At 58.9% G+C, this 23,438-nt stretch carries 14 protein-coding genes and 1 pseudogene; 4 read left to right on the forward strand and 11 right to left on the reverse strand.

Annotated features, from left to right (window positions below; translation table 11 throughout):
* Positions 1–70 precede the first annotated feature (70 nt).
* From metG to dnaE, 4 genes are all read right to left on the reverse strand, one after another.
* A complete protein-coding gene (gene metG / locus WKF55_12855) occupies positions 71–1,609 on the reverse strand; it encodes a methionine--tRNA ligase (protein MEJ7760467.1) in 1,539 nt (512 codons plus the stop codon).
* Positions 1,606–2,817: a regulatory iron-sulfur-containing complex subunit RicT gene (ricT, locus tag WKF55_12860; GenBank protein MEJ7760468.1), complete on the reverse strand. Its 1,212-nt coding sequence runs from the start codon at positions 2,815–2,817 to the stop codon at positions 1,606–1,608. Before ricT ends, metG begins: the two co-directional genes overlap by 4 nt.
* A gap of 83 nt (positions 2,818–2,900) precedes the next feature.
* Positions 2,901–3,869, reverse strand: a complete 969-nt coding sequence (locus WKF55_12865) for an acetyl-CoA carboxylase carboxyltransferase subunit alpha (protein MEJ7760469.1) — start codon at positions 3,867–3,869, stop codon at positions 2,901–2,903.
* Positions 3,870–7,349 (reverse strand): DNA polymerase III subunit alpha, encoded by a 3,480-nt coding sequence (gene dnaE, locus WKF55_12870; GenBank protein MEJ7760470.1) that lies wholly within the window; start codon positions 7,347–7,349, stop codon positions 3,870–3,872. It abuts the gene before it with no gap.
* 11 nt (positions 7,350–7,360) lie between these two features.
* On the opposite strand from dnaE, the gene WKF55_12875 reads away from it, so the two are divergent.
* The 4 genes from WKF55_12875 (at position 7,361) to WKF55_12890 (ending at position 14,663) form a co-directional block, all read left to right on the forward strand.
* Positions 7,361–8,536 carry an aminopeptidase gene (locus WKF55_12875; GenBank protein MEJ7760471.1) on the forward strand — a complete coding sequence of 392 codons (1,176 nt, stop codon included), beginning with the start codon at positions 7,361–7,363 and terminating at the stop codon, positions 8,534–8,536.
* A 60-nt stretch (positions 8,537–8,596) separates the two neighbouring features.
* On the forward strand, positions 8,597–9,751 hold the full coding sequence (locus WKF55_12880) for a carboxypeptidase regulatory-like domain-containing protein (protein MEJ7760472.1): 1,155 nt from the start codon (positions 8,597–8,599) through the stop codon (positions 9,749–9,751).
* 264 nt (positions 9,752–10,015) lie between these two features.
* A complete protein-coding gene (locus tag WKF55_12885) occupies positions 10,016–13,177 on the forward strand; it encodes a SusC/RagA family TonB-linked outer membrane protein (protein MEJ7760473.1) in 3,162 nt (1,053 codons plus the stop codon).
* A gap of 19 nt (positions 13,178–13,196) precedes the next feature.
* A complete protein-coding gene (locus WKF55_12890) occupies positions 13,197–14,663 on the forward strand; it encodes a tetratricopeptide repeat protein (protein MEJ7760474.1) in 1,467 nt (488 codons plus the stop codon).
* Between the two features lie 82 nt (positions 14,664–14,745).
* Here WKF55_12890 and WKF55_12895 read toward each other — a convergent pair whose 3' ends face one another.
* From WKF55_12895 to lipA, 7 genes and pseudogenes are all read right to left on the reverse strand, one after another.
* The gene (locus WKF55_12895; GenBank protein MEJ7760475.1) at positions 14,746–16,839 is read right to left on the reverse strand and encodes an ATP-dependent helicase; all 2,094 of its coding nucleotides are present in this window, start codon (positions 16,837–16,839) and stop codon (positions 14,746–14,748) included.
* Between the two features lie 57 nt (positions 16,840–16,896).
* Positions 16,897–17,691: pseudogene (gene lipB, locus WKF55_12900) on the reverse strand (lipoyl(octanoyl) transferase LipB).
* Positions 17,692–17,719: 28 nt separating this feature from the next.
* Positions 17,720–19,126, reverse strand: coding sequence for a dihydrolipoyl dehydrogenase (gene lpdA / locus WKF55_12905; GenBank protein ID MEJ7760476.1), 1,407 nt, complete (start codon positions 19,124–19,126; stop codon positions 17,720–17,722).
* Positions 19,127–19,143: 17 nt separating this feature from the next.
* The gene (locus WKF55_12910) at positions 19,144–20,475 is read right to left on the reverse strand and encodes a dihydrolipoamide acetyltransferase family protein (GenBank protein ID MEJ7760477.1); all 1,332 of its coding nucleotides are present in this window, start codon (positions 20,473–20,475) and stop codon (positions 19,144–19,146) included.
* Positions 20,476–20,480: 5 nt separating this feature from the next.
* Positions 20,481–21,461, reverse strand: coding sequence for a pyruvate dehydrogenase complex E1 component subunit beta (locus tag WKF55_12915; GenBank protein ID MEJ7760478.1), 981 nt, complete (start codon positions 21,459–21,461; stop codon positions 20,481–20,483).
* Between the two features lies 1 nt (position 21,462).
* Positions 21,463–22,521: a pyruvate dehydrogenase (acetyl-transferring) E1 component subunit alpha gene (gene pdhA, locus WKF55_12920; protein ID MEJ7760479.1), complete on the reverse strand. Its 1,059-nt coding sequence runs from the start codon at positions 22,519–22,521 to the stop codon at positions 21,463–21,465.
* Positions 22,518–23,426, reverse strand: coding sequence for a lipoyl synthase (lipA, locus tag WKF55_12925; protein MEJ7760480.1), 909 nt, complete (start codon positions 23,424–23,426; stop codon positions 22,518–22,520). Before lipA ends, pdhA begins: the two co-directional genes overlap by 4 nt.
* Positions 23,427–23,438: the final 12 nt, after the last annotated feature.

Genomic DNA, 23,438 nt, shown 5'->3' on the forward strand with positions numbered 1-23,438 from the left:
TTCAACTGCAACGTTATTACGGCAAGAAACGGAAATTGTCAAACACCTGCGGGCCTGTTTCCAGGCCTGCCTATTGTTTCTCCGCCTTTGGAAACAGCGGCGGCCCCTTTGTGACTTTCCACGAAGTCGGATCGATCGCCCCCAGGGCACTGAACCGGTGATCCTGAACTTTACCGGGTGCGCCAAGCCGAGTCCACAACTCCCCCGTTCGCTCCGGCATGAAGGGGGCGATATACACGCACTGTCGCACAAGCTGTCGCACCAGTGACGCCAGAGTGCGATCCAGTTCCGCCGCACTCGCCGGGTCCGCCGCCAGCTTCCACGGCGCCTGCCGGTCGACGAATTCGTTGGCGCGAGCAATAGTGCGCCATACAGCCTTGATAGCTTCGTGAAGGAGATAACCGCTATCGCCGTTCATGCTCGCATGGTAGCGCGCAAGGTCGACCGCGTCTGCGTCATCGATCTCGCCCGGCTGGCCGGCGGGCACTACGCCATCACGATAACGGTCGATCATCGAGATGGTCCGGCTGGCGAGATTTCCCCACGCATTGGCAAGATCGGCATTGTACCGCTCCTCGAACCTCTCCCAGGCGAAGTTTCCATCGGCGTCGAAAGGAACTTCGCGAAGCAGGAAATATCGGAACGAGTCTGGCCCGTATCGGTCGATGGCTTCACCCAGCTCGAGCTTCACGCCAGCCGATTTGCTGAAGCGATCACCCGCCAGCAGAACGAAACCGTGCGCCCACACGCGGCGCGGAACATCGAGTCCCGCCGCCATCAGCATCGCCGGCCAGATCACCGCATGAAACCGGGTAATGTCCTTTCCCACCACGTGCAGATCGGCCGGCCAGCGCGACCGGAAGCGCTCGTCAGGATATCCCGTTGCGGTGAGGTAGTTCGGAAGTGCGTCGAACCAGACGTAAGTCGTCTGGGTTTCACCGTTGCTCGACGGTCTCGGAAAGGGCACGCCCCACGAAAATCGCGACCGGCTCGCAGAAATATCCTCGAGACCCTGGTCAAGCAGCGACAGCATCTCGTTCCGTCTGCTCTTCGGTCCGAGAAAATCGGTGTCAGCGATGAGCGAACGCAGTCGGTCAGTATAGGACGACAACCGGAAGAACCAGTTCTTTTCGGCTACCCACTGCAGCATGCGCGTGGGATGCAGGACGCATTTGCCCTGGATGATCTCGTTGTCCTGCTTGAACGATTCGCATCCGACGCAATACCAGCCCTCGTATGCTTTTTCATAGAAATCACCGGGCGAATGTTCGAAGATCGCTTCGATGAGTGCCCGAACGCCCGCGTGGTGCTCGGCTGACGTAGTCCGTATGAACTGGTCGTTCGAGATGCCGAGCCGGTTCCACATCGTCTGGAATCTCGTGGCAACTTCGTTCACGAGCGCGTGCGGTTCTACACCACGGTCCCCTGCCTCCAGGGCCACTTTCTGTCCGTGTTCGTCCATCCCGAGCAGAAAATGCACATCGTCGCCGCACATCCGGCGATAGCGGGCAATTGCATCGGCACCGATCTTCTCGAAAGCATGCCCGAGGTGTGGATCGCCGTTCGCGTAATCGATTGCAGCAGTTATGTAAAACGGGGCCAAGGTCACCCGTTCCCGGTCCCGGTGCCCGAAGTACCGGTGTTGCCGCGGCCACGCTTGCCGCCACGACGCCCGCGACGGCGGCGCGCGAGGGACTCATCCCGCTCTCCGCCGTGCCCCGCTGATGCGTCAGCGACTTCATTCGCCGCCGCCGCGCTCTCCGATTCCGCGCGCGAAGATTCAACTCCATCGTCGATGCGGGAATCCGTATCTGCGCCATCTCCGTCGTGCAGAGGGGAGTCGAGAACGACAAGCTGTCTCAGCGGTGGGACCTCATGCTCCGCTGTGTACATGAGTTCGGGCGAAACATCGAAATAAACTTCGCCCGAGTCTGACTCTTCAGCCGCGAGAGAAACGTTCAGCGCTTCCTCGCTCTCCGCAGAGGAGGGCTGGAGCATGGCGCGGTTGAAATCCGCAAGCGTGACGACGCGCGTGTCCCCCTCCGTAGTCCGGAATGTCAGACGCTCGTGGAAGATGTCGATTGCCATCAGCTTCTCCTCACCCGTTTCCGTGACGAAGATCTTTCCCTCTTTCGGAAACCGCTTGCGGCTCTGAACGTAAAAGTCGTGTTCGTAACGGAGACAGCACATGAGACGTCCGCAGGCCCCGGAGATTTGCGCGGGGTTCAGTGAGAGTCGTTGATCCTTGGCCACGCCGAGGTTTACCGGGCGCAGCTCGGGTAGCCATGACGCCGAACAATACTGGCGTCCGCACCTGCCAATCCCATCGAGGCGCTTTGCCTCGTCGCGTACGCCAATCTGCTTGAGCTCGATCCGCGTCCGGAAAAGCGCCGCCAGATCGCGCACGAGATTGCGGAAATCGACACGCTTCTCCGCAGTAAAATAGAATGTCAGCTTCTTGCGGTCCCACTGCCACTCGGCGTCAGACATTTTCATCCCGAGCCCGTTGGCTCGCACTCTTTCCATGGCCTTTCGTCTTACGTCGTCATTCAGACTGACGAGCTCAGCCGCCGAGGCCTTGTCTCGGGCGTTTGCCAGGCGCAGCGCTTTCCGCGTGGGGGCTGTCGTTCCGCAGCCGTGGGGACACCCACCGTTCCGGATCTGAGCCAGATCCCCCAGAGAATGCACATGCCCCAGGTCCTCGCCACGGTCAGCGTCGACGATTACCGCCGCCTTCATGGGCGGAGGCTCAGGGTAATCCCAGAGAAAGAACTCCTTCCGGTTTCCCCGAAATGCAATTTCTACCAGATGGGCCACTTTATATGATTCGAAATAGGATCGAGCGATTCAGGGCCGGTTAGCTCTATAAACAATGTCGTTCTACTGACGTGATACTGCCCTTACTCAGACCATTGTCCCAGACGCAGATATTTCTGCCGTCGGCGCCGGACCAGCTTTTCCGGCCTCAGCTTTCGGAGCTCCTCCAGATGACGATTCAGCGTTTCCTGCAACACCTTCGCCGCTGCAGGATGGTCGGCGTGCGCCGCGCCCGGGGGCTCCGGCACAATTTCATCGATTACCCGCAGCTCGAAAAGATCAGGGGCGGTCAGTCTCAACGCCGATGCGGCCTTCTCCTGCACGTCAGGCCGCTTCCCATCCTTCCAGAGAATTGTCGCACACCCCTCCACACTTATCACCGAGTAGACGGCGTTTTCCATCATGAGCACGCGGTCGGCGACGCCAAGGGCGAGCGCACCGCCTGATCCGCCTTCACCGATTACCGTCGCGATAATCGGCACAGTCAATTGCGTCATCTCGAGCAGATTCCGGGCGATTGCCTCGGATTGACCCCGCTCCTCTGCTCCAATCCCCGGCCATGCTCCCATTGTGTCGATGAAAGTGAGAACCGGCACATGAAACTTCTCAGCCAGCTTCATCAGTCTCAGCGCTTTCCGGTATCCCTCGGGATGCGGCATTCCGAAGTTGCGTTTGAGAAGCTCCTTGGTGTCACGGCCACGCTGCTGGCCCATCACCATTATCGTCTCACCGTCGAGCCGCGCCCAGCCGCCGATTATTGCTGGATCATCGCGAAACGCGCGGTCTCCGTGGAGCTCGATGAAATCGGTGAAGATGAGCTCGATCAACTCGGACGTGAACGGCCGCTTCGAATTGCGTGCGACCTGGACGCGCTGCCATGGCGTCAGATTGTGGTAGATCTCTTCCCGCAGCTCGCCGAGTTTTCTTTCGAGCGGCGCGAGCTCGGCCGATACGTTCAACTGCCGCTCGCCGGCCAGCCGCCTCAGCTCGTCAATCTGCTTTTCCAGCTCCGCAATCGGCTTCTCGAACTCGAGCGTTGTTGAAGTCGCCACTTACTTGCTCCCGCGTCGCAGACGAACCGAATCGTTCCCAAGCAGTGAGCGGAGCTCGCCCAGCGCGGCGTTGTTGACCGCCAAAGTCAAACTGCGGGAACGCAGCCTTGCCCGCAACCCGTTGCCATCGCTGTATTCGAGCTCGAGTGGCACAGTGCCCGGATACGATTCCACGATTGCCTTCAGCTCGTTGACGACATCAGGCGATCGCGACGGGTCTTTCAGAACTTCGATGGCAATCATCACCTGCCCGTTCGCGCGCAGCTCGGCAAGCTTCATCACGGAATCCAGCACGAACGAGGGATTGTCAGCGTCCTGATCCCGGCGCGCATAACCGCCCCGCAGCAATACGGGAGTGTCCGTTTTTACCTGATCGGCCAGCACGCTCCATTTCTCCGGAAACACGAGCACTTCCGTAGAGCCCGAGAAATCCTCGATCGTAAGCCGCGCGAATTCCGCGCCCGATCGTTTGCTGGTCTGCTTCTTTATCGCCGTCACGACAACTGAAAGTGCCATTGGCTCCGCACTCCAGCTGCCCAGGTCGGCAACTCGGTGAGTGGCGAAAAGCTCGCACTCCGTCGTAAAGGGATCGAGAGGATGCCCCGATGTATAAAACCCGAGAATATCCTTTTCTTTCGACAGACGGTCCGACTCGGTCCACGGCGCGATGTTGGGCAGGGCAGGAGACTCGTGGCGCGTTGCACCACCATTCAACGATTGCGTGCCGAACATCGACACCTGCCCGGAGGTTGCCTCCTCCTGCTGCAGGGATGCCTCTCGAATCGCCGAATCGAGAACGGCAAAAAGCTGCGCGCGATGTCCGCCCAGCCCATCGAGCGCGCCGGCCTGAATGAGTGCTTCGAACACGCGCTTGCTGCAAACCCGCAGGTCGACGCGATTCGCAAGATCGAACAACGATTCGACCGGCGTTTTCTCCCGGATTGCAATTATGGAATCAATCGCCGACCTGCCGACGTTGCGTATTGCGCCCAGTCCGAAGCGGATTCGCTTTTCGGCGATGACAGTAAACTTGTAGCCGGACTCATTGATATCCGGCGGCAGAAGCTCGATGCCGATTTCGCGCGCTTCCTTGATGTATTTGACGACGCTGTCAGTATCGCCAATCTGCGATGTAAGCAGCGCGGCCATGAAATCCGCAGGATAGTGCGTCTTGAGCCAGGCCGTATGGAATGAGATGATCGAGTAAGCAACGGCGTGCGACTTGTTGAATCCGTAACGTCCGAACGTCACGATCTGGCCGGCAATTTCAGCGATGATCTTTGCATCGTGGCCAAGGGCAATGGCTTTTTCGACGAATTTTCCAACCTCGACGCGGATGAGCGGGGAATCCTTTTTACCAACGGCTTTGCGAAGCACGTCTGCTTCACCAAGCGAAATGCCTGCCAGCTTTTGCGCGATGCGCATCAGCTGTTCCTGATAAGTGATTACACCGTAAGTGGTATCGAGAATCTCCTCGAGCTCGGGCAGCGCATAAGTGACGGCCTCCTCGCCCCGCTTTCGTTTGCAGTAGACCTTGTGCATCCCCGCATCGAGCGGGCCCGGCCGCATCAGTGCATTCGAGGCAACCAGATCGTCGAATCTGTCAGCTCGCATGCTCTTGAGCATGTCGGTGGCAAGCGCCGATTCAAACTGGAATACGCCGGCGGTTCTCCCGGCACGCAGCATTCTGAACGTCTTCTCGTCCTCGAGAGGAAGCGTGTCCAGATCGGGAGCGTCCCCTGTGCGCGCGCGAATCGACGCGAGCGCGTCACTGATCACCGTAAGTGTAGTGAGACCCAGGAAATCCATCTTGAGCATGCCGACGTGCTCGAGAGCGTTCATGTCGTACTGGGTGACGACAATGCTCTCATCGCTACCTGCACTCGAGCCCCTCGAGCCCTGCGTGCAAATCGGTACGTAGTCGTCGAGCGGGCCGGGTGCGATCACGACGCCGGCGGCGTGCACTCCGGCGTGCCTCGACAACCCTTCGAGCTTGATCGCGAAGTCCAGCAGCTCGCGGTAGCGCTCATCGTCACGATAGAGCTTCCGCACCTCGGGCACCTTGTCGATGGCTTCCTTGACAGTCAGCGAGAAGTTGGGCGCGTTTGGGATGAGCTTTGCAAGCGCGTCGGTTTCGGCCGGGGTGAATCCAAGAGTGCGACCGACATCCTTCACCGCTGCTCGCGACTTGAGGGTGCCGAAAGTGATGATCTGACCTACTGAATCGCGGCCGTATTTTTCCCGTACGTACTCGATGACTTCGCCGCGGCGTTCGTAGCAGAAATCGATGTCGATGTCCGGCATCGACACTCGCTCCGGATTCAGGAAACGCTCGAAGAGCAGGTCGAAGCGGAGGGGGTCGACATCGGTGATCCGAAGGGCATACGCGACGAGCGACCCGGCAGCGGAACCTCTGCCTGGGCCAACGGGGATACCCCTGGTGCGGGCGGCTTGAATGAAATCGGCGACAATCAGGAAATAGCCGGCATACCCGGTGCTGGTTATCACCTGCAGCTCATAGTCCAGGCGTTCCCGGACTTCGGCCGGTGGCGCTTCACCGTAACGCATGTGCGCTCCCTGCTCACTGAGCCGGACGAGCAGTTCATTCTCGCTCGTAACGTCATCCGGGAGCGGAAACGCCGGCACCTGATACTGCTTCCTGAATTCGGAGCTCGACTCGTCAGCGATTTTGAGCGTGTTCTCGATGACATCCGGGCGGTCCGGGAACGCCGCCGAAATCTCGTCGACATTCTTGAAGTACAGGCCCTCGTTGTACCTCATCCGGTCCTGCGAGCTGTGATCCTTGCCAAGCCCGATGCAGAGCAGGACATCGTGGGCGGCGTGATCTTCGGCACGCAGGAAATGCGCGTCGTTGGTGGCGACTACAGGGAGACCGAGTTCCTGGGCCAGCCGGAAAACGCGGCTGTTGATTTCCGCCTGATTGGCCGTGGTGTGAGCCTGAACCTCGAGGTAGTAATCCTTGAAGGTATTGGCGTACCATGACGCTGCTTCCTTCGCCGCCGCCCAGTTGTCGGCGAGAAGGTGTGTCGCGACCTCTCCCGCCATGCACGCGGACGATACTATGATACCTTCGTGGTGGAGGGCGAGAAGCTCGCGGTCGACTCGCGGCCGGGAATAGAAACCCTCGGTATAGGCGAGAGAGGAAAGCTTTACCAGATTCCGATAGCCGGTCGCGTTCCTGGCGAGGAGCACGAGGTGGTAGTATGGCTTCCGGTTTGCTTCGCGCTCCTTGTTACGCCGGCTGCCCGGCGCTACGTAGGCCTCCATGCCTACTATAGGTTTGATTCCTGCGGCGATCGCTTTTTCCTGGAACTCCCATGCGCCGTGCAGATTTCCATGGTCGGTGATCGCAAGCGCGGGTTGCTCGAATTCCTGCGCGCGCCGGATCAGGTCATCGATGCGATTTGCGCCATCCAGAAGGGAGTATTCGGAGTGACAATGGAGATGTACGAAGGACACCTCATAACAATATGCGAAGGCGTATAGCCGCGATAGCGGCGCTCGCGGGCGTGGCTGCACTGGGCTTGACGCCCATCGGTTGCTACCTCAGCCGGGCCGCCTGGGAGGAGGGGAAGATTCTCGCCGGAAGGCGACCGATCTCCAAACTGGTTCGCGACCGGTCGATCGATCAGGCGGTGAGAAACAAGCTGCAGCTCGTGCTCGACGCTCGTGCGTACGCAAAAGACTCCATTCGACTCCGGACCGGAGACAGCTTCACCACCTATTCCCGCCTCGAGAGCGATACGCTCGTGCTGGTGCTTTCGGCAGCCTATCGGGACCGGCTCGAAGCGTATACCTGGTGGTTTCCCATTGTGGGCCGGGTTCCATACAAGGGGTTTTTTGATTTCGACGCCGCCAGGCGGGCGGCCAAGTCTTTCCTCGACGACGGTTATGATGTGGCTTTACGGCCATCCGGTGCGTTCAGCACTCTCGGATTCTTCAACGACCCTCTGCTCAGCACAACGCTTTCACGGGACAGTCTCGAGCTCGTCAACACCGTCATTCACGAAGTGACTCACAACACCTTCTACGCACCGGGGCAGGCGGTGTTCAACGAGTCGTTTGCGAGTTTTGTGGGCGCGCGTGGCGCAGCGGCATTTTTCAGGTCCCGAGGCAACGCGGCCGCGGCAGGGAGGGTCGACTCGGAATGGGCCGATGAAAAACGCCTTGGGGATTTCTGGACCGGGCTCGCAAAGTCGCTCGATTCAGCATACGCGATGCATCCTGACGACAGGGCAGCGCGCATACGGGTCAGGGACACAGTTTATCTGGCCGCGCGGCGCCGGCTCGTAACAGTGGTCGGGCCACAACTCACAACAATCCCTCGGTCGTATGCGGCGAACGTGCCACTGGACAACGCATCGCTGCTGGCGAGGCGTGTCTACGCGCGGGATCTTGATTTGTTCGACTCGGTTTACGACCGGGAAGGACGGAATCTGCGTCGGGCGATTGGCCGCGTGATTTCCCTTGCGAAAGCCAACAAGGACGATCCTTATGCGGCTCTCGCACGATGGGTCGCGACGCAGGACAGCACTGCGAAACTGCTGGGAGGAAATCGCTTGCAGGGGTCGGGTCCCTGCAATAGCTTCGGTTCAGCTACGCTGATTGACGGCCGCAGCGCAGTCCGGGAGTCAGACATTCCCTGATGGGACCAACGTCTCCCTGTGGCCAGGGAGATGTTCTTCGAAGCGAGGCGATGCCGACCAATGTGCGCATTCGGGCGTTTCAGTGCGCGGCTCTGGGTGCCGCTGCTCCTTAGCGGCATCGTGACGCCGGTTCCCCGCGCGATAGCCCAGCCGTCGGGTACCGTGAGCGGCATTGTGCTGGACGTATCTGACAACCCCGTTTCCGGGGCCAGGGTTTCGCTTGGCGGCACCCAGCTGGCAACCGTGAGTGATGAGCGCGGCGCATTTCGAATAACGGGCGTCACTCTGGGCCCAGTCGAAATCCTCGCGCGCCGCCTGGGCTTCGCACCAGTGGCGCAAAAGGCGACCGTTACGTCGCAGGAAGCATCCGGGCGTATTCAATTCAGAATGTCAGCATTGCCCAATACCATGAGCCCGGTGGTAGTGCAGGCAAGCCGCGTGAAGTACACCGGCCGGCTGGCCGGATACTATGAGCGACTTCGGCGGCGCTCCGGCGGCTACTTCATCGCCCGCGATGAGATTGACAGAAAGAGCTACCGAACGCTCAGCCAGCTCCTGGCGCAGACTCCGGGGGTAAACGCAATGCGGAGCCCCACCGGCCTCGGCGCTGTCCGGATGCGGGGCAGGGCTTGCCGCCCCCTCGTATGGCTGGATGGCACTGCGATGCCCGCGGGCGAAGTGGATCTCGATGCATTTTCAGCGAGCACGTTACACGGCATCGAGATGTATCTGGGCTCTACAAACGCACCGATCGACTACACCGGTCCGCAGGGAATGTCCAGCTGCGGAACGATTCTGCTCTGGTCGAGGGGCAGGGATACCGAGCCCAGGAGAAGTGCCACGCGGTCAGACGTCGACCTTGAAAAGCTGGTGAGTGCTCTATCGGTCTATACGCCCGACCAGGTAGACAGGCCGGCGGCGCTGGCTGGATCTCCGCCGCTTGTCGTGGCGCATCCTCCAGCTCTTTTTGCAAGTGGGACCGGGGGAAACGTCGTGGCGGAATTCGTCGTCGATTCTGTGGGACGCATCGAAAATGGGACTTTAGCAATAGTTTCTTCGGCGCATCCGTTGTTCAGCGAGGCAGTGATTCAAGGTCTGGAACGTGCCGTGTATGCTCCGGCACTCAAGAATGGCAAGCCTGTGCGTCAGGTAGTCTACCAGTCATTTTCTTTCCCGGCCGCGCCTGGAAAGTCGGGGAAAAACGGCGGGAGCTGAGAGCGGCGGCAATGCCGCAGGATTTTTGCGTGCTGCTGATGAATCCAACAGCGGTGATCCGGCATACAAGATGCTGACATTTGCTTCCCCGGCCGCTGGCGCACGGGCGCCGACGGGGCGACCACACTTCAACCTATAGGAGAGATCCGGTAAAGGGCGGGCAGGTTGTCAAATCTAAGCCTGTCGTTAGTATACTAAGGTGAATCTCACCTGCGCCGGCGCTCCTGCTCCGGCGCACATTTGAACAGGAAAGGAGAGAATGGTATGACCAGATTAGTCAGAATTGCCATGGCTTTGGTTGCCATGGCGCTGCCCGTTGGGCTTTCTGCTCAGGGCGGCGGTACGATCACCGGTCAGGTATTGGATGCATCCAATCAGCGCCCGGTGCAGGAAGCACAGGTGTTTGTAGTCGGCACCCAGCGCGGCGCCTCGACCGATCAGCAGGGCCGGTATTCGATTACGAATGTGCCAGCCGGGTCGTACGAGGTTCGCGCGCGTAGAGTCGGATACGCGCCCGGCCTGCAGCGCGTAACTGTCGGTGCGGGCGTCAGTGCAGCCGCGAATTTCGCGCTTGCGACGTCGGCGGCGCAGCTCGAGGAAGTTGTCGTCAACGCTGTTACCGGTCAGGTACAGCGACGCGTTGAAGTTGGCACCAACACCGGTTACATCGACGTCGCGGCTCTGCCCAAGGGCCCCATCACCAAGATGGCAGACGTACTCCAGGGCCGTGTGGCTGGCGTGAATCTGCAATCGGCCGCAGGCGCGACAGGCTCGTCGCAGCGCGTCCGGATTCGCGGTGCCAACAGTCTTTCGCTTTCGAACGAACCTCTTCTCTATGTTGACGGGATTCTGGTCTCGAACAGCAAGGGCGGAATTGGTCTTGGCGGGCAGGATTACTCGAGACTGAATGACATCAACCCGGAAGAGATCGAGAACATCGAGATCCTCAAGGGCCCAGCGGCGTCCGCCATTTATGGCAGCGCGGCCTCGGTCGGAGTCATCCTGATCTCGACCAAGCGCGGGCGGGCAGGCAAGCCCGTGTGGCGCGGCTACGTCGAAGGCGGACGCCTGGAAGACAAGAATGACTATCCGTCCAACTACATAGCGCTCTCGCGGCTAGGCCAGGGAGACGTGTATGACATAGAGCAGGGCGGAGTTCTCAACACCAGAAACCTCTTCGGAGGTACTACCCGGCCTTATCAGCAGTGCCCAAATTTTTTGGCGGCGCTTGCCTCTGGAACGCCCGGTGCTTGCGTTCAGGACACGGTTCTTTCTTTCAATCAGCTGGAAGACTCTCGTACGACGCCGTTCCAGAACGGACAGCGGGGCAAAGTGGGCTTGAGCATCTCGGGCGGCAGCGAAGCTCTTACGTTCTTCATCTCCGGCGACCAGGAACGCGAGAATGGAGTACTTCGGCCGAACGACCTTGAGCGCGTAAGCTTTCGTACCAATCTCAACGCTCGTATTGGCAGCAAGGCGAATGCAGCTATTACTGCGGCCTACATCACCAGCGACTCCGACCGGTTCTCAGGTGATAACAATATCTTCAGTCCGCTCATCAACGGATTCCTGGGTACTGCGCAGTATCTGCCGGGAATGGAGTCGGACACTGTATCCAAACCCGGTTCACGGCTCGGATCCTATTTCGGGTACAACACGGCTGACCAGCGTCTGACGGTCTCGAGCCAGTCAGTCGACCGCTACATAGTCGGTGCTAACACGCAGTACAACCCATTGTCCTGGCTGCGGCTGAATGGAAACGTCGGCGTTGACTACTTCGGACGCTACGACAGACAGACTTTGGATCCAAACATTCTTCCGCTCGCACTCGACTATGTTCGCGGTTTCCGTGATGGAAATCGGTCACGCAGCTATCAGTACACGTCGAATGCTTCCGGAACGGCTACCTTCTCTCTCACGCCAAGCCTGGTTTCCAATACGACTGGTGGAGTGAGCTATCTCAGGACGCTGTTCGAGAGCATCGGTTGCTACGGCATCGGCATTCCAGCGGGCACCGAGTCATGCTCTGCAGCAACGAGTCAGTTTTCTGTCAGCGAAGGCTATTCGGACGCGAAGACCTTCGGCTTGTTCGGCCGCCAGGAATTGGCGTTTGCCGATCGCTTTTTTGTGGCCGGAACACTTCGCGCTGATAACAACAGCGGATTGATCAGGGAAGTGTCAGGTCTGGCGGTATATCCATCGCTTAACGCTTCCTGGGTCCTTTCAAAGGAGCCGTTTTTCCCGACGATTGGATTCCTCAGTCAGCTGCGTCTTCGCGCCGGCTACGGGCAGGCTGGTCAACGTCCGGGCTTCGGCGATGCGGAAACGTTTTTTGCATCCCGTGCAGTGCAGATTGGCGGCGCTGAATTGCCAGCGCTCATTCTTACCAGAACAGGCAACTCGGCGCTGAAGGTCGAAAGAACCACTGAGATCGAGGGTGGATTCGATGCTTCTTTCTTCAGTGATCGCTTCTCGACAGAGTTTACGGCCTTTACGCGTCGCTCTGTGGATGCGCTTATTTCGCGCAACCTTGCACCATCTTCCGGACTCACCGGCGCGGTGTTTCAGAATATCGGCAGCATCCGGAACTGGGGTACCGAAACGGCGTTGCGCGCCAATCTGGTAGATGCAAGCAAGTTTCGCTTCGACGCCCGCTTGACGGCGACGACTCTGCGCAACCGCATTGAAGATCTTGCCCTGGATAGCGCAGTAGCGCCGATTCAGTTCAACCGTGGAGCCCAGGCTCATCGTCAGGACTTCCCGACCGGCGCATTCTTCGCCCGGCCAATCAAATACGACGATGCCGACAAGAACGGTAAGCTGTCCCGGGCCGAGGTTACTGTAGACACGTCGAAGTTTCTGGCGGTCCGTAATATCAAGGGCGGTCTTGACACCCTGAATGTGGCTTATGTAGGACCCGCACTTCCCACGAATACCCAAGGTCTTTCTGGTGACGTGACGCTGTTTGGCGCCTTCACAATTTCTGCGCTATTCGAGCGTCGGGCGGGTAACAAGCAGTTGAATTTCACGGAGTTCTTCCGTTGCCGGACGCAGGGGCCGACCGCAATCTACAGTCAGTGTGGTGCGCTGTCGAATCCCAATGCTTCTCTGGAGTCGCAGGCGGCGTATATCGGGGCTCAATTCCTGTCCGCAACGCCTTTCGGCTACATCGAAGATGCTGACTTCATCAAATGGCGTGAATTGTCCGTTCGTGTCGGGGTACCAGAGTCGATTTCGAGCAAGTTCAGCGCGCTCGAGGGTGCGGCAATTTCACTCTCGGGTCGTAATCTCAAGACCTGGACCGATTACTCTGGTATCGATCCGGAGATCAATGAAGGTGGTGGCAGCTCGAATTTCGGTCAGGGCGAATTCAACACCCAGCCCCCGGTCCGGACCTTCACTCTTCGTTTCGACTTCAAACTTTAAATCGACGGATTATTTACCCATGAAAATTTTATCCACAGGGAAGGGTCTTCGGACCCTTCCCAGGCTAGTGCTGGCAACGGTGCTGGCGCTCTCAGCCGGGGCTTGTGACACTGACAAGATCGTAGAAGTCGAAGACCCCGCAGCGCGCCGGCCTGAGGAGATTAACAACACCGGTTCAGTACCGGCGTTAGTGAACGGCGCCTTGCGTCAGTTCATTGGCGGTTACAGCGGGTTTGGCGGCGACTCGTTTCTTTCTTCCTCAGGCGTCATTTCGGATGAATTGTACTACGGAGATACCTTCACTACCCGAGATGCGGCGGATAAGCGCACGCTGCAGCCCGCAGTGCTTGGCAACATTTCGGACGGGTCGTTTGGTTTGCTGCAGCAGGCCCGTTTCAACGCGCGCCGGGCGTTTGCAACTGTTGCCCAGTTTTCAACACCAGCCACAGCAGCTGCAGACGGGACCACGCAGGCGCAACTCCGTACGATTGAAGGTTACGTTTACGTAACCCTCAGCGAAGGATGGTGCGGTTCGGTTCCCTTCAGCGTTGTGCCCGACACCGGTGTGGTTGACGCTAGCCGCATTACCAACGGTGTTCCGCTTAGCACTGCGGGCATGAACGATACCGCTGTTACGCGCTTCAATCAGGCGTTAGCCCTCAATTCGTCCAACGCTCTGGCGGCTGTTGGAAAGGCCAGAGCGTTGTTGAATCTTGGCCGGTTCGCCGAGGCGGCAGCAGCCGTGCAGAGTGTGCCAACGTCGTACGTTTTTCTGCTCGAGCACTCTATCAACACTCCGGCCGAAAACAATCCGATCAGGGCGTTGATCGACAATGGCCGTTACAGCGTGTCGAATCTCGAAGGTGCGGTTATCAGCACCACCAGTACGCGTCCAGATGCTACAGCTCCTGCTACCACGGCTCCTGGTGCCGAAGGAATCGCTTTCCGCGGTCTTCGCGACCCCAGAGTACCCTGGGAGTTCAAGGGCAGATGTTTTAGCGCAGTCAATTGTTTTTTCAACAACAATTATTCCACTCTCGATGCCGATGTGCCCCTGGCTTCGGGAGTCGAGGCGCGCCTGATCGAAGCCGAGGCGGCGCTGCGTGCGGGAAATACTGCTTTGATGCTCAGTACACTGAATACACTGCGGGCAAACGTCACACAGATCGTCCAGGTACTCTATCCCGGTCAGAAAGCCGTGCAGAATCCGACGGGACTGCAGCCGCTTATTGATCCCGGAACTCCAGACACTCGCCGCGCTCTGTTTTTTCAGGAACGCGCATTGTGGTTGTTCAACACTGGACACCGTCAAGGCGACCTGCGCCGGCTCGTGCGTCAGTACGGAGTTCCGTCAAATGTTGCATTTCCGAGTGGCACGCATTTCCGCGGTGGCACATTCGGAAACGACGTTGCGTATCCCGTGCCTTTCAACGAGGAAAACAACAGGGAGTTCAATCGCGCGGCCTGTGTGACTACGGCGGCGTAGCTTTTGGACAGCAGGACAAGTGCAGACAACGCGGGGTGCAAGGTGCACCTCGCGTTTTTTGTACTGCTCATCTGATTTTATTTCAACCCGCGCTGAAACGTCCTCTCAGGAGCGCGCGGAGGTCCAGCAGGGGGGATGCTGGCCCCGATGGCGCATCGGGCGGTTGCACAGGCAATCCCACGGCAACACGCTGCATTCTGTCACGAACTCCGCGATCGATGAAACGGGTGAGCTGGTCAATCGAGTAATCGGAGCCCCGCCGCGATGAATACGCGTTCAAAGGGTATGTGACACTCAGATAGTTCCTGGCTCGCGTCATGGCCACGTACATCAACCGGCGTTCCTCGTCGGTATCTTCATCGCTATCGAGTGCGCGAGCCGACGGAAACCAGCCGTCCACCGCCCAGATCAGGAACACTGCTTCCCATTCCTTGCCCTTGGATGAGTGCGCGGTGCTCAGCACCAGACAATCGTTGTCGTCACTGCCCGCAGGGCCAGCGAGATCCTGCGTCGCCTGGGGCGGTTCGAGCGCCAGCGCAGACAGAAACGTAGCCCGGTCAGGATATCCGGCCGAGATCGTCTGTAGCTGGTCGAGATCTGACAGTCTTGGCTGCGCCTTATCGTAGCGTTCACGAAGGATGTTGTCGTACATCACGCGTACCCGGGCGATGTCAGCGGATACTTTTGCCCGGTCCGCTGAAGGAGCGCCGCGCAGGTCGTTCAACAACGACACCAGTGCGGCATGTGCATCTCGCGCCCGTGGCGGGGCCTGGTAGCCGCCAAACGCGGCCGACTCCCACGCGGCACCCGCCATGGCGTCGATCGCCGAGCGGGCCGTAGCATCGCCGATACCGGGCAGCAGGAGCAGAATGCGGTACCAGCTTACTTCATCGCGTGGGTTCTCCAGTATCCTGAGAAAGGCAAGCACATCTTTCACATGGGCTGCTTCGAGAAACTTCAATCCCCCCCATTTTTCAAACGGGATCTTTCGGTTGGTAAGTTCTATCTCGAGATCTGCCGACATGTACCCCGCACGGAATATCACGGCGATCTCCCGGAGCGGAATGCCTTCCTCGTGCAGCTCGAGGATACGGTCCACGACAAACTGTGTCTGCTGCTGTTCGTCCTGGGCCGCGACGAGCCACGGCGGCTCGCCGCCGGTTCGCTCGGTCCACAGGTTTTTTGTGAACCTTTCGGTCGCTCTCGAGATCAACGTGTTGGTGACATCGAGGATGGGCGGCGTCGATCGATAGTTCTGCTCGAGGGTGACGATTCTCGCGCCGGGAAACTGGGTGGGAAAGCTGAGAATGTTGCGAAAGTTCGCCCCGCGAAATGAGTAGATGCTCTGCGCGTCGTCGCCAACGACGGTGATGTTATTGTGGGTGCGACACATGCCGCGGAGAATCCGCGCCTGAAGAACATTCGTGTCCTGGTACTCGTCGACGAGAACATGGTCGTACAACGCCGCAACCCGGTCGCCAAGCTCAGGCGATGCTTCGAGCATCAGCGCCCAGAACAACAGCAAATCGTCGTAATCGACGAGGTTACGGTCCTGCTTTCGGGCGGTGTAGTCTTCGAATATCTTCCTGAAATCCTCGAGATAATCGACAAACTGCGGATACTCTTCGCGAACTATGTCGTCAACTGAAATTCCGGTATTTATATGACGTGAGTATACGTAGTGGAGCGTCTCCTTCCTTGGAAACCGCTTTGATTTCGAGGCGTAACCGAGCTGCGACCGCGATAGCTGCATCAGATCCGCAGCGTCTCCCTGATCCATGATCGTAAAGTCTTTCGAGAGCCCCGCCAGCTGACCGAATCGCCGCAACAGGCGGTGTGCCGTTGCGTGAAACGTCCCGCCGCTCACCTTCCTGCTGTTCGCACCCACCAGTCGCTCGGCGCGTGAAAGCATTTCCTGCGAGGCGCGCCGGGTGAAAGTAAGGAGGAGAATCCTTTCCGGCCGCACACCACGCTCGATGAGATGTGCGACGCGGTAGACAAGCGTTCGCGTTTTGCCGGTGCCAGCTCCGGCAATTATGAGCAGGGGACCTTCTCCATGGACTGCTGCTGCCGCCTGCTCAGGGTTCAGGTGGGCACTCAGATCTTTCGGATCGTCGAGCAGAACTGGTCGGTCGCGAGCGGGATAAACCTCACCCCGAAGTGCGTCATCCGTCATCGATTCTAATATACGCTGGCTACCCGAAACGATGCCGAAGGCCGATTGCTCCGATTGCTAAACTTGCAGTGGAGTGAGCACAGAGATGATGCCCGGAGCTTTTGCAATCGGTGTCAGGCCCAGCACTTCGGCAAACTTCGATGCTACGGTTTCTCCCACAGCCGCCATTGTCGTTGGCCTGACCGCACTACCTGTCGCTGTCATTCCTTCAGATCTCCCAGAAAACGCGGGCGCAGCGCTACCTGCCGTAACAGGGCGGGGCTTGTTGTGCCCCGCAATCCGATGCTCATTTTCAATCGACGTCATCGCCACCCCTCCGATCCCGCAGGGAACAATGAGGTCGAAGTAGGCCAGATCGGTTGTCACGTTGAGCGCAAACCCATGCCATGTCACCCAGTCGCGTGCGTGGAGCCCGATAGATGCTATTTTGCGGCCGGCCGTCCATACTCCGGTGCGGCCGATATCCCGTTCGGCATTGATATCAGTCTCCGCAAGCGTTCGAATCAATGCCTCCTCGATCTGACGGAGGAACCAGTGTAGATCCTTCCGGTGGCGCTTCAAATCGATGATCGTATAACCGACGAGCTGCCCCGGCCCATGGAAAGTCACGTCGCCACCGCGTTCCACTTCGAACAGAGCAACGCCCTTCGACGTGAGTTCCTCACGGGTTGCCGTCACGCTGGTTTCCTTTGTCAAACGGCCAAGTGTGACGACTGGCGGGTGTTCGACGAGAATCAGCAGGTCTTGCGACAATTCGCCTGAGATTCTCCTGCGGGCCGCCTGACGCTGAAACTCCAGCGCGTCGGCATATCCCATCGAGCCCAGTTGAACTACCCACAGCTCCCGGCAGTCAACCGAAGCGCTGACCTGCGTTCCACCGTCAGGCGTGAATCACCTTCCCGAGGGAATCGAGACATGCTTCGGCGACAGCTTCCGAGAGAGTCGGATGGGCATGTATGGCGAGATCGATCTCTTCGACCGTGAATTCGTTCTCACGGGCGACTACAAGCTCATGCAATAATTCCGTGGCGTGGGCGCCGATGATGTGAGCCCCGAGAATCTCGCCGTACTTCGCGTCGCGGATGATTTTCACGAACCCTTCGGTCTCTCCGGAAGTACGCGCCCGTCCATTCGCTGAAAATGGAAACTTTCCCACCTTGTAGTCGAGCTTCTTGTCCTTGCACTGCTGCTCCGTCATGCCCACCGAAGCCACTTCGGGATGACAATATGTGGCGTTGGGAATGTTGCCGTAATTCACCAGGTGCACGTGCTCGCCCCCGGCCAGCAGCTCGGCCAGCACAGCGCCTTCACGAGAGCCTTTGTGGGCCAGCATCGGCGGGCCAGCAACATCGCCGATTGCATAAACGCCCTTAACCGAGGTCTCCATTCGCTCGTTGATTTTTACAAAGCCGCGCTCTGTCAGTTGAACACCTGCTTCCTTGAGCCCTGCCTCTTCGACGTTTGGAGCACGACCTGCAGCAACGAGAACCTGTTCCACTTCGAGAGTGCGCGACTTGCCGCCGGAATCGACAGACATCGTCACCGATGATTTTCCGATCTTTACGTTGCCGATCTTCGCACCGGTAATGACTTCGATCTTCCGTTTCCTGAACGATTTGGCAAGCTCCGCCGAGCATTCGGCATCCTCGAGCGGCAGGATTGACGTCGCGACGTCGATGAGAGTGACCTCCGTTCCAAACGAGTTGAACACGTCCGCAAACTCGCACCCGACCGCGCCGGCTCCGATGACGGCCATCGTCTTTGGCGCACGTTCGAGAACGAGCACCTCGTCGGATGACAATACGGTGGTCTTGTTCAGCTCGAGCCCGGCCTGCGGGAGTCCTTTGACACGGGAACCTGTGGAAAGCACGACAGCTTTTTTCGCATCGTGTTTTTCTTCCTTGCCATCGGCCGTCTTCACGCTCACCGAGTTCTTCCCGGCCAGCTTCGCGGTCCCCTTGATGTGCGTAATCTTGTGTTTCTTGAACAGAAACTCGACGCCTTTCGAGTTCTGCATGCTTATCGAGCGCGAGCGCTTCATGGCCACGCCGTAATCGAACTTTGTTTCGCCGACGGTGACGCCGAACTCAGCTGCTTTTCGCACTTTATTCGCGATCGATGCAGACTCGAGGAGGGCCTTTGCCGGAATGCAACCCCACAGCACGCACGTTCCGCCGAGCGCCTCGCGCTCGATTACGGCCACGGTCATCCCCAGTTGCGCAGAGCGAATTGCGCCTACATAACCGGCGGGTCCGCCGCCGATGAAGATCACGTCAAATGATGCCATTGTTTTTTCGTTGGTGGTTATAACATGAGCAGCAGCGGGTTCTCGAATCCGCGCTTGACGGTCTGAAGGAACCTTGCGCCGGTTGCTCCATCGATCACGCGATGGTCGCAGCTCATCGTCACTCGCATCCGTTGACGGATGACGATCTGATCGTCAACGACAACCGGTCTGGCTTCAACTGCACCCACTGCAAGAATCCCGGCTTCGGGGGGGTTGATGATCGCCGTGAACGCTTCGATCCCAAGCATACCGAGGTTCGAGACCGAGAAGGTCGAGCCCGTATACTGCTCCGGGGTCAGCTTGCGCTGCTTTGCCCGATCGGCGAGCTGCCGCGCTTCGGCTGAGATCTCGCGGAGTGTCTTCTGGTCGGCGTCAAAAATCACCGGCGTTATCAGTCCTTCGGGGATTGCGACGGCCATGGCAACATGCACGCGATTGAAATGCCGGATGCTATCTCCCATCCAGTGGGCATTGACTTCCGGATGCTCAGCGAGCGCGCCCGCGACTGCTTTGATCACGATGTCATTGAAGCTCACTTTGTAATCTGCCCCGAGCTCCTTCAACTGTCCGCGCATATCTGCCGCGCGCTCCGCGTCAAATTCGGCAGTGAGATAAAACGTGGGAACGGGCCCGATCGATTCCGACAGTCGCCGTGCGATCGTCTTGCGAATCTGGGTAAGCGGGATATCCTGATAATCGCCATCGCGCGAGATGAGGCGAGGGATCGCCGGATCAGGACTTTTCGCGCCGACGCCGCCGGCTGCGGCCGCTGCCGGTGCGTTTTCGATGTCACGCTTGATAACACGGCCGCCTGGCCCCGATCCGCGAACTGTTCCGATTTCCAGGCCGCGCTCTGACGCAAGCCGGCGTGCGAGGGGCGACGATCGCTGCCGCCCCTGAGCCGCACGTGACGATTCTGACTGGGGGACAGGTGTGGCACTGAGCGGGCGCTCGCCTGTACCCGAAGCCGGTTGGCCTGCATTCTTTTCTTGAGGTGGAGTGGACGCGTCGCCCTGGGACTGCTCCGGCGTTTCGGGCATGGCGGTGGCGCCGGCGGCCTCCGAAGTGCCCGCGCCGGCCGCGCCGCCGATCAGCGCATCGATGTCCTCGTCAGCACCCGCAATCACCGCGAGTAGCGTTCCCACCGGTGACGCGTCCCCCTCCACACCGAGCTGCTTGCGGAGTACACCATCCCCCCGGGCAACGAGTTCCATTATTGCCTTGTCAGTCTCGACCTCGGCGAGAACGTCGCCGGTTTTCACAGCGTCGCCCTCGTTCATCAGCCATTTGACGAGCCGGCCCTCCTCCATCGTTGGAGACAGCGCCTCCATTACCACTTTCGTCGCCATAAGTATCAGTCGAGGTACATGACTTTCCTGATTGCAGCGATTGTTTTCGCTGCATCAGGCTTTGCTGCCTTCTCGAGGCCCTTGGCGTACGGCATCGGCGTGTCGGCCTGATGCACTCGAATGACCGGAGAGTCGAGATCATCAAAACATTCGCGCTGTATGAAGTCCACTGTCTGCGCCCCGACGCCACACATCTCCCAGCCTTCTTCGAGCACCACCGCGCGGTTGGTTTTCTGAACCGATTTACTGATTGCCTCGACGTCCATCGGCCGAATTGTCCGAAGGTCGACCACGTCGATGAAGATATTCTCCTTCGCCAGCGTATCCGCGACCTGCATGGCGACAAGCACCATCTTGCCGTGGGTGATTATTGAACAATCACCACCTTCGCGCTTCACTTCTGCCCTGCCGATGGGAACGATGTGGTCGCCGTCTGGAACTTCTCCCTTTGTGTTGTACAACATTTCGCCTTCGAGGAACACAACCGGGTTGTCGTCGCGGATTGCCGCTTTCAATAGTCCCTTGGCATCCGCCGGGGTGCCTGGAGTAAGAACCTTCAGTCCCGGAATGTGGGCGAGCCAGCTTTCCCAGGCCTGCGAGTGTTGCGCCGAGAGTTGCAGCGCGGAACCGTTTGGCCCGCGGAAAACCATCGGCATTGAAAACTGACCCCCTGACATGTAGAGCATCTTCGCAGCCGCGTTCACGACCTGGTCGATTGCCAGCAATGCGAAGTTCCAGGTCATGAACTCGATAATCGGTCTGAGCCCGACCATCGCCGATCCAACACCAATGCCGGCAAATCCGAGCTCGGTGATCGGTGTATCAACCACCCGCATCGGCCCGAATTCGTCGAGCAGGCCCTTGGAGACCTTGTACGCGCCGTTGTATTGCGCGACTTCCTCGCCCATGAGAAATACGCGATCATCGCGAGCGAGCTCTTCCCGAAGTGCCTGCGTCAGAGCGTCGCGATAGGTTATGACCGCCATGTCAACTGGTGGTTTCGACGAGGACGTCGGTGTAAAGCTCTTCGGGCGGAGGCTCAGGGCTGGCATCGGCAAAATCCCAGGCATCCTGACACACCGCCTTCTGCTCCGAGTCGAGCTCAGCAAACTCACCGTCAGTGAGTTGATTGTCCTCACGCATCCGGTCGTGAAGAACGAGAATCGGATCGCGCTTCATGTTCGTTTCAAGCTCTTCCTTCGAGCGATACGTGCCGCTTGCCGCATCGGACATGGAATGTCCCATGAAGCGATACGTGCGCATCTCGAGCAGCGTTGGCTTCTGCTCGCTGCGGGCCATTCCCACCGCACGGCCGACTGCATCCCGGACCGCGAAGATGTCCTGCGCATCGACAGATTCACCCGCCATACGGTAGCCTTTGGCGCGAACGACAACATCTTCATTCGCAGTCGAGCGGGAAATTTCTGTTCCCATGCCATAGCGGTTGTTTTCGATCACGAAAATTACGGGCAGGTTCCAGAGCGCCGCCATGTTGAGCGCCTCGTGGAATGCCCCGATGTTCACAGCCGCCTCTCCGAATGAGCACACACAGACCTGGTCTCCCTTTCGATACTTGATCGCCCAACCCACTCCGGCCGCAAGCGGAATGTGTGCACCGACAATTCCGTGTCCGCCAAGGAAGTTGACGCTCTTGTCGAAAAGATGCATCGAACCACCTTTGCCTCCCGAGCATCCATCGCTTCGGCCAAACAGCTCAGCCATGATACTGCGCGGAGTCATGCCCCGCGCGAGTGCCTGGCCGTGATCGCGATAGGCAGTGACGACGTAATCGTCCGGGCGAAGCTTCGACATCATTCCCGCGCTGATCGCTTCCTGGCCAATGTACAGATGGCAGAAACCGCCAATCTTCCCGATCGCGTATGCCTCGGCACAGCGTTCTTCGAAGCGCCGCTGCAACAGCATCGAACGCAACAACTCCTTCCGAACCGCAGCCTCATCGGATGGCGCATCCGTTCCGTTGTCGTTGGCGATAACCATGGGTGAGCTGGATTCGCGAGGGGATTGGAAACCGTCGCTTCGGGTCAAACGCCCGCCGCCTGTACCTGTTCCCACGCGTGGTAGCTCGATCGCACCAGCGGACCCGACTCGACGTGACGGAAGCCCAGATTCATGCCCACTTCATACAGTTGCCGAAACTCAGCGGGCGTGTAGTAGCGGTCCAGGGCTATATGACTCTCCGACGGTCGCAGATATTGTCCGAGCGTCAGAATGTCAACGTCTACTGAACGGAGGTCGTGCATCACCACGATAACCTCTTCGATGGTTTCACCCATGCCGAGAATCATGCCGGTCTTGGTTGGAATGTCCGGCGCAATTCGCTTTGCGGCACGGAATATTTCGAGAACGCGCGCGTACCTGCCTCCGGGGCGCGCTTTCTTGTAAAGCCGGGGAACGGTTTCGGTGTTGTGATTATAGATCTCCGGCCGCGCTTCCAGTACCATCCTGATACTGTCTTCGCTGCCCTGGAAGTCAGGAACAAGCACTTCGACCGAACAATCCCGAACCCGCGCGTGGATCTGTCGGATTGTCTCGGCGAAGATATAAGCGCCGAAATCGGGAAGGTCGTCGCGATCGACCGACGTGATGACGGCATGTTGAAGCTGCATCTGAGCAATCGCTTCCGCGACGCGATCAGGCTCGGAGATGTCGTATTTGGGTGGCCGGCCGTGAGAAACCGCGCAATAGGCGCAGTTTCTAGTGCACACGTCACCAAGGATCATGAACGTGGCGGTGCCGTGCTCCCAGCATTCGCCAACATTGGGGCAATGAGCTTCCTCGCACACGGAGTGGAGGTCGAGTTCGCGCATCAGGTGCTTGAGGCGCATGTAGTTCGGCCCACCGGGCGCTTTTACTTTCAGCCACGACGGCTTGCGCTCGGGGAGCGGCTCAGCACGGTGGCGGCCCATTATCTGGTATAGCACGTCGCTCATGTGTCTGTGAAA

This window comes from Gemmatimonadaceae bacterium (assembly GCA_037721215.1).
Classification (GTDB): Bacteria; Gemmatimonadota; Gemmatimonadetes; order Gemmatimonadales; family Gemmatimonadaceae; genus UBA4720.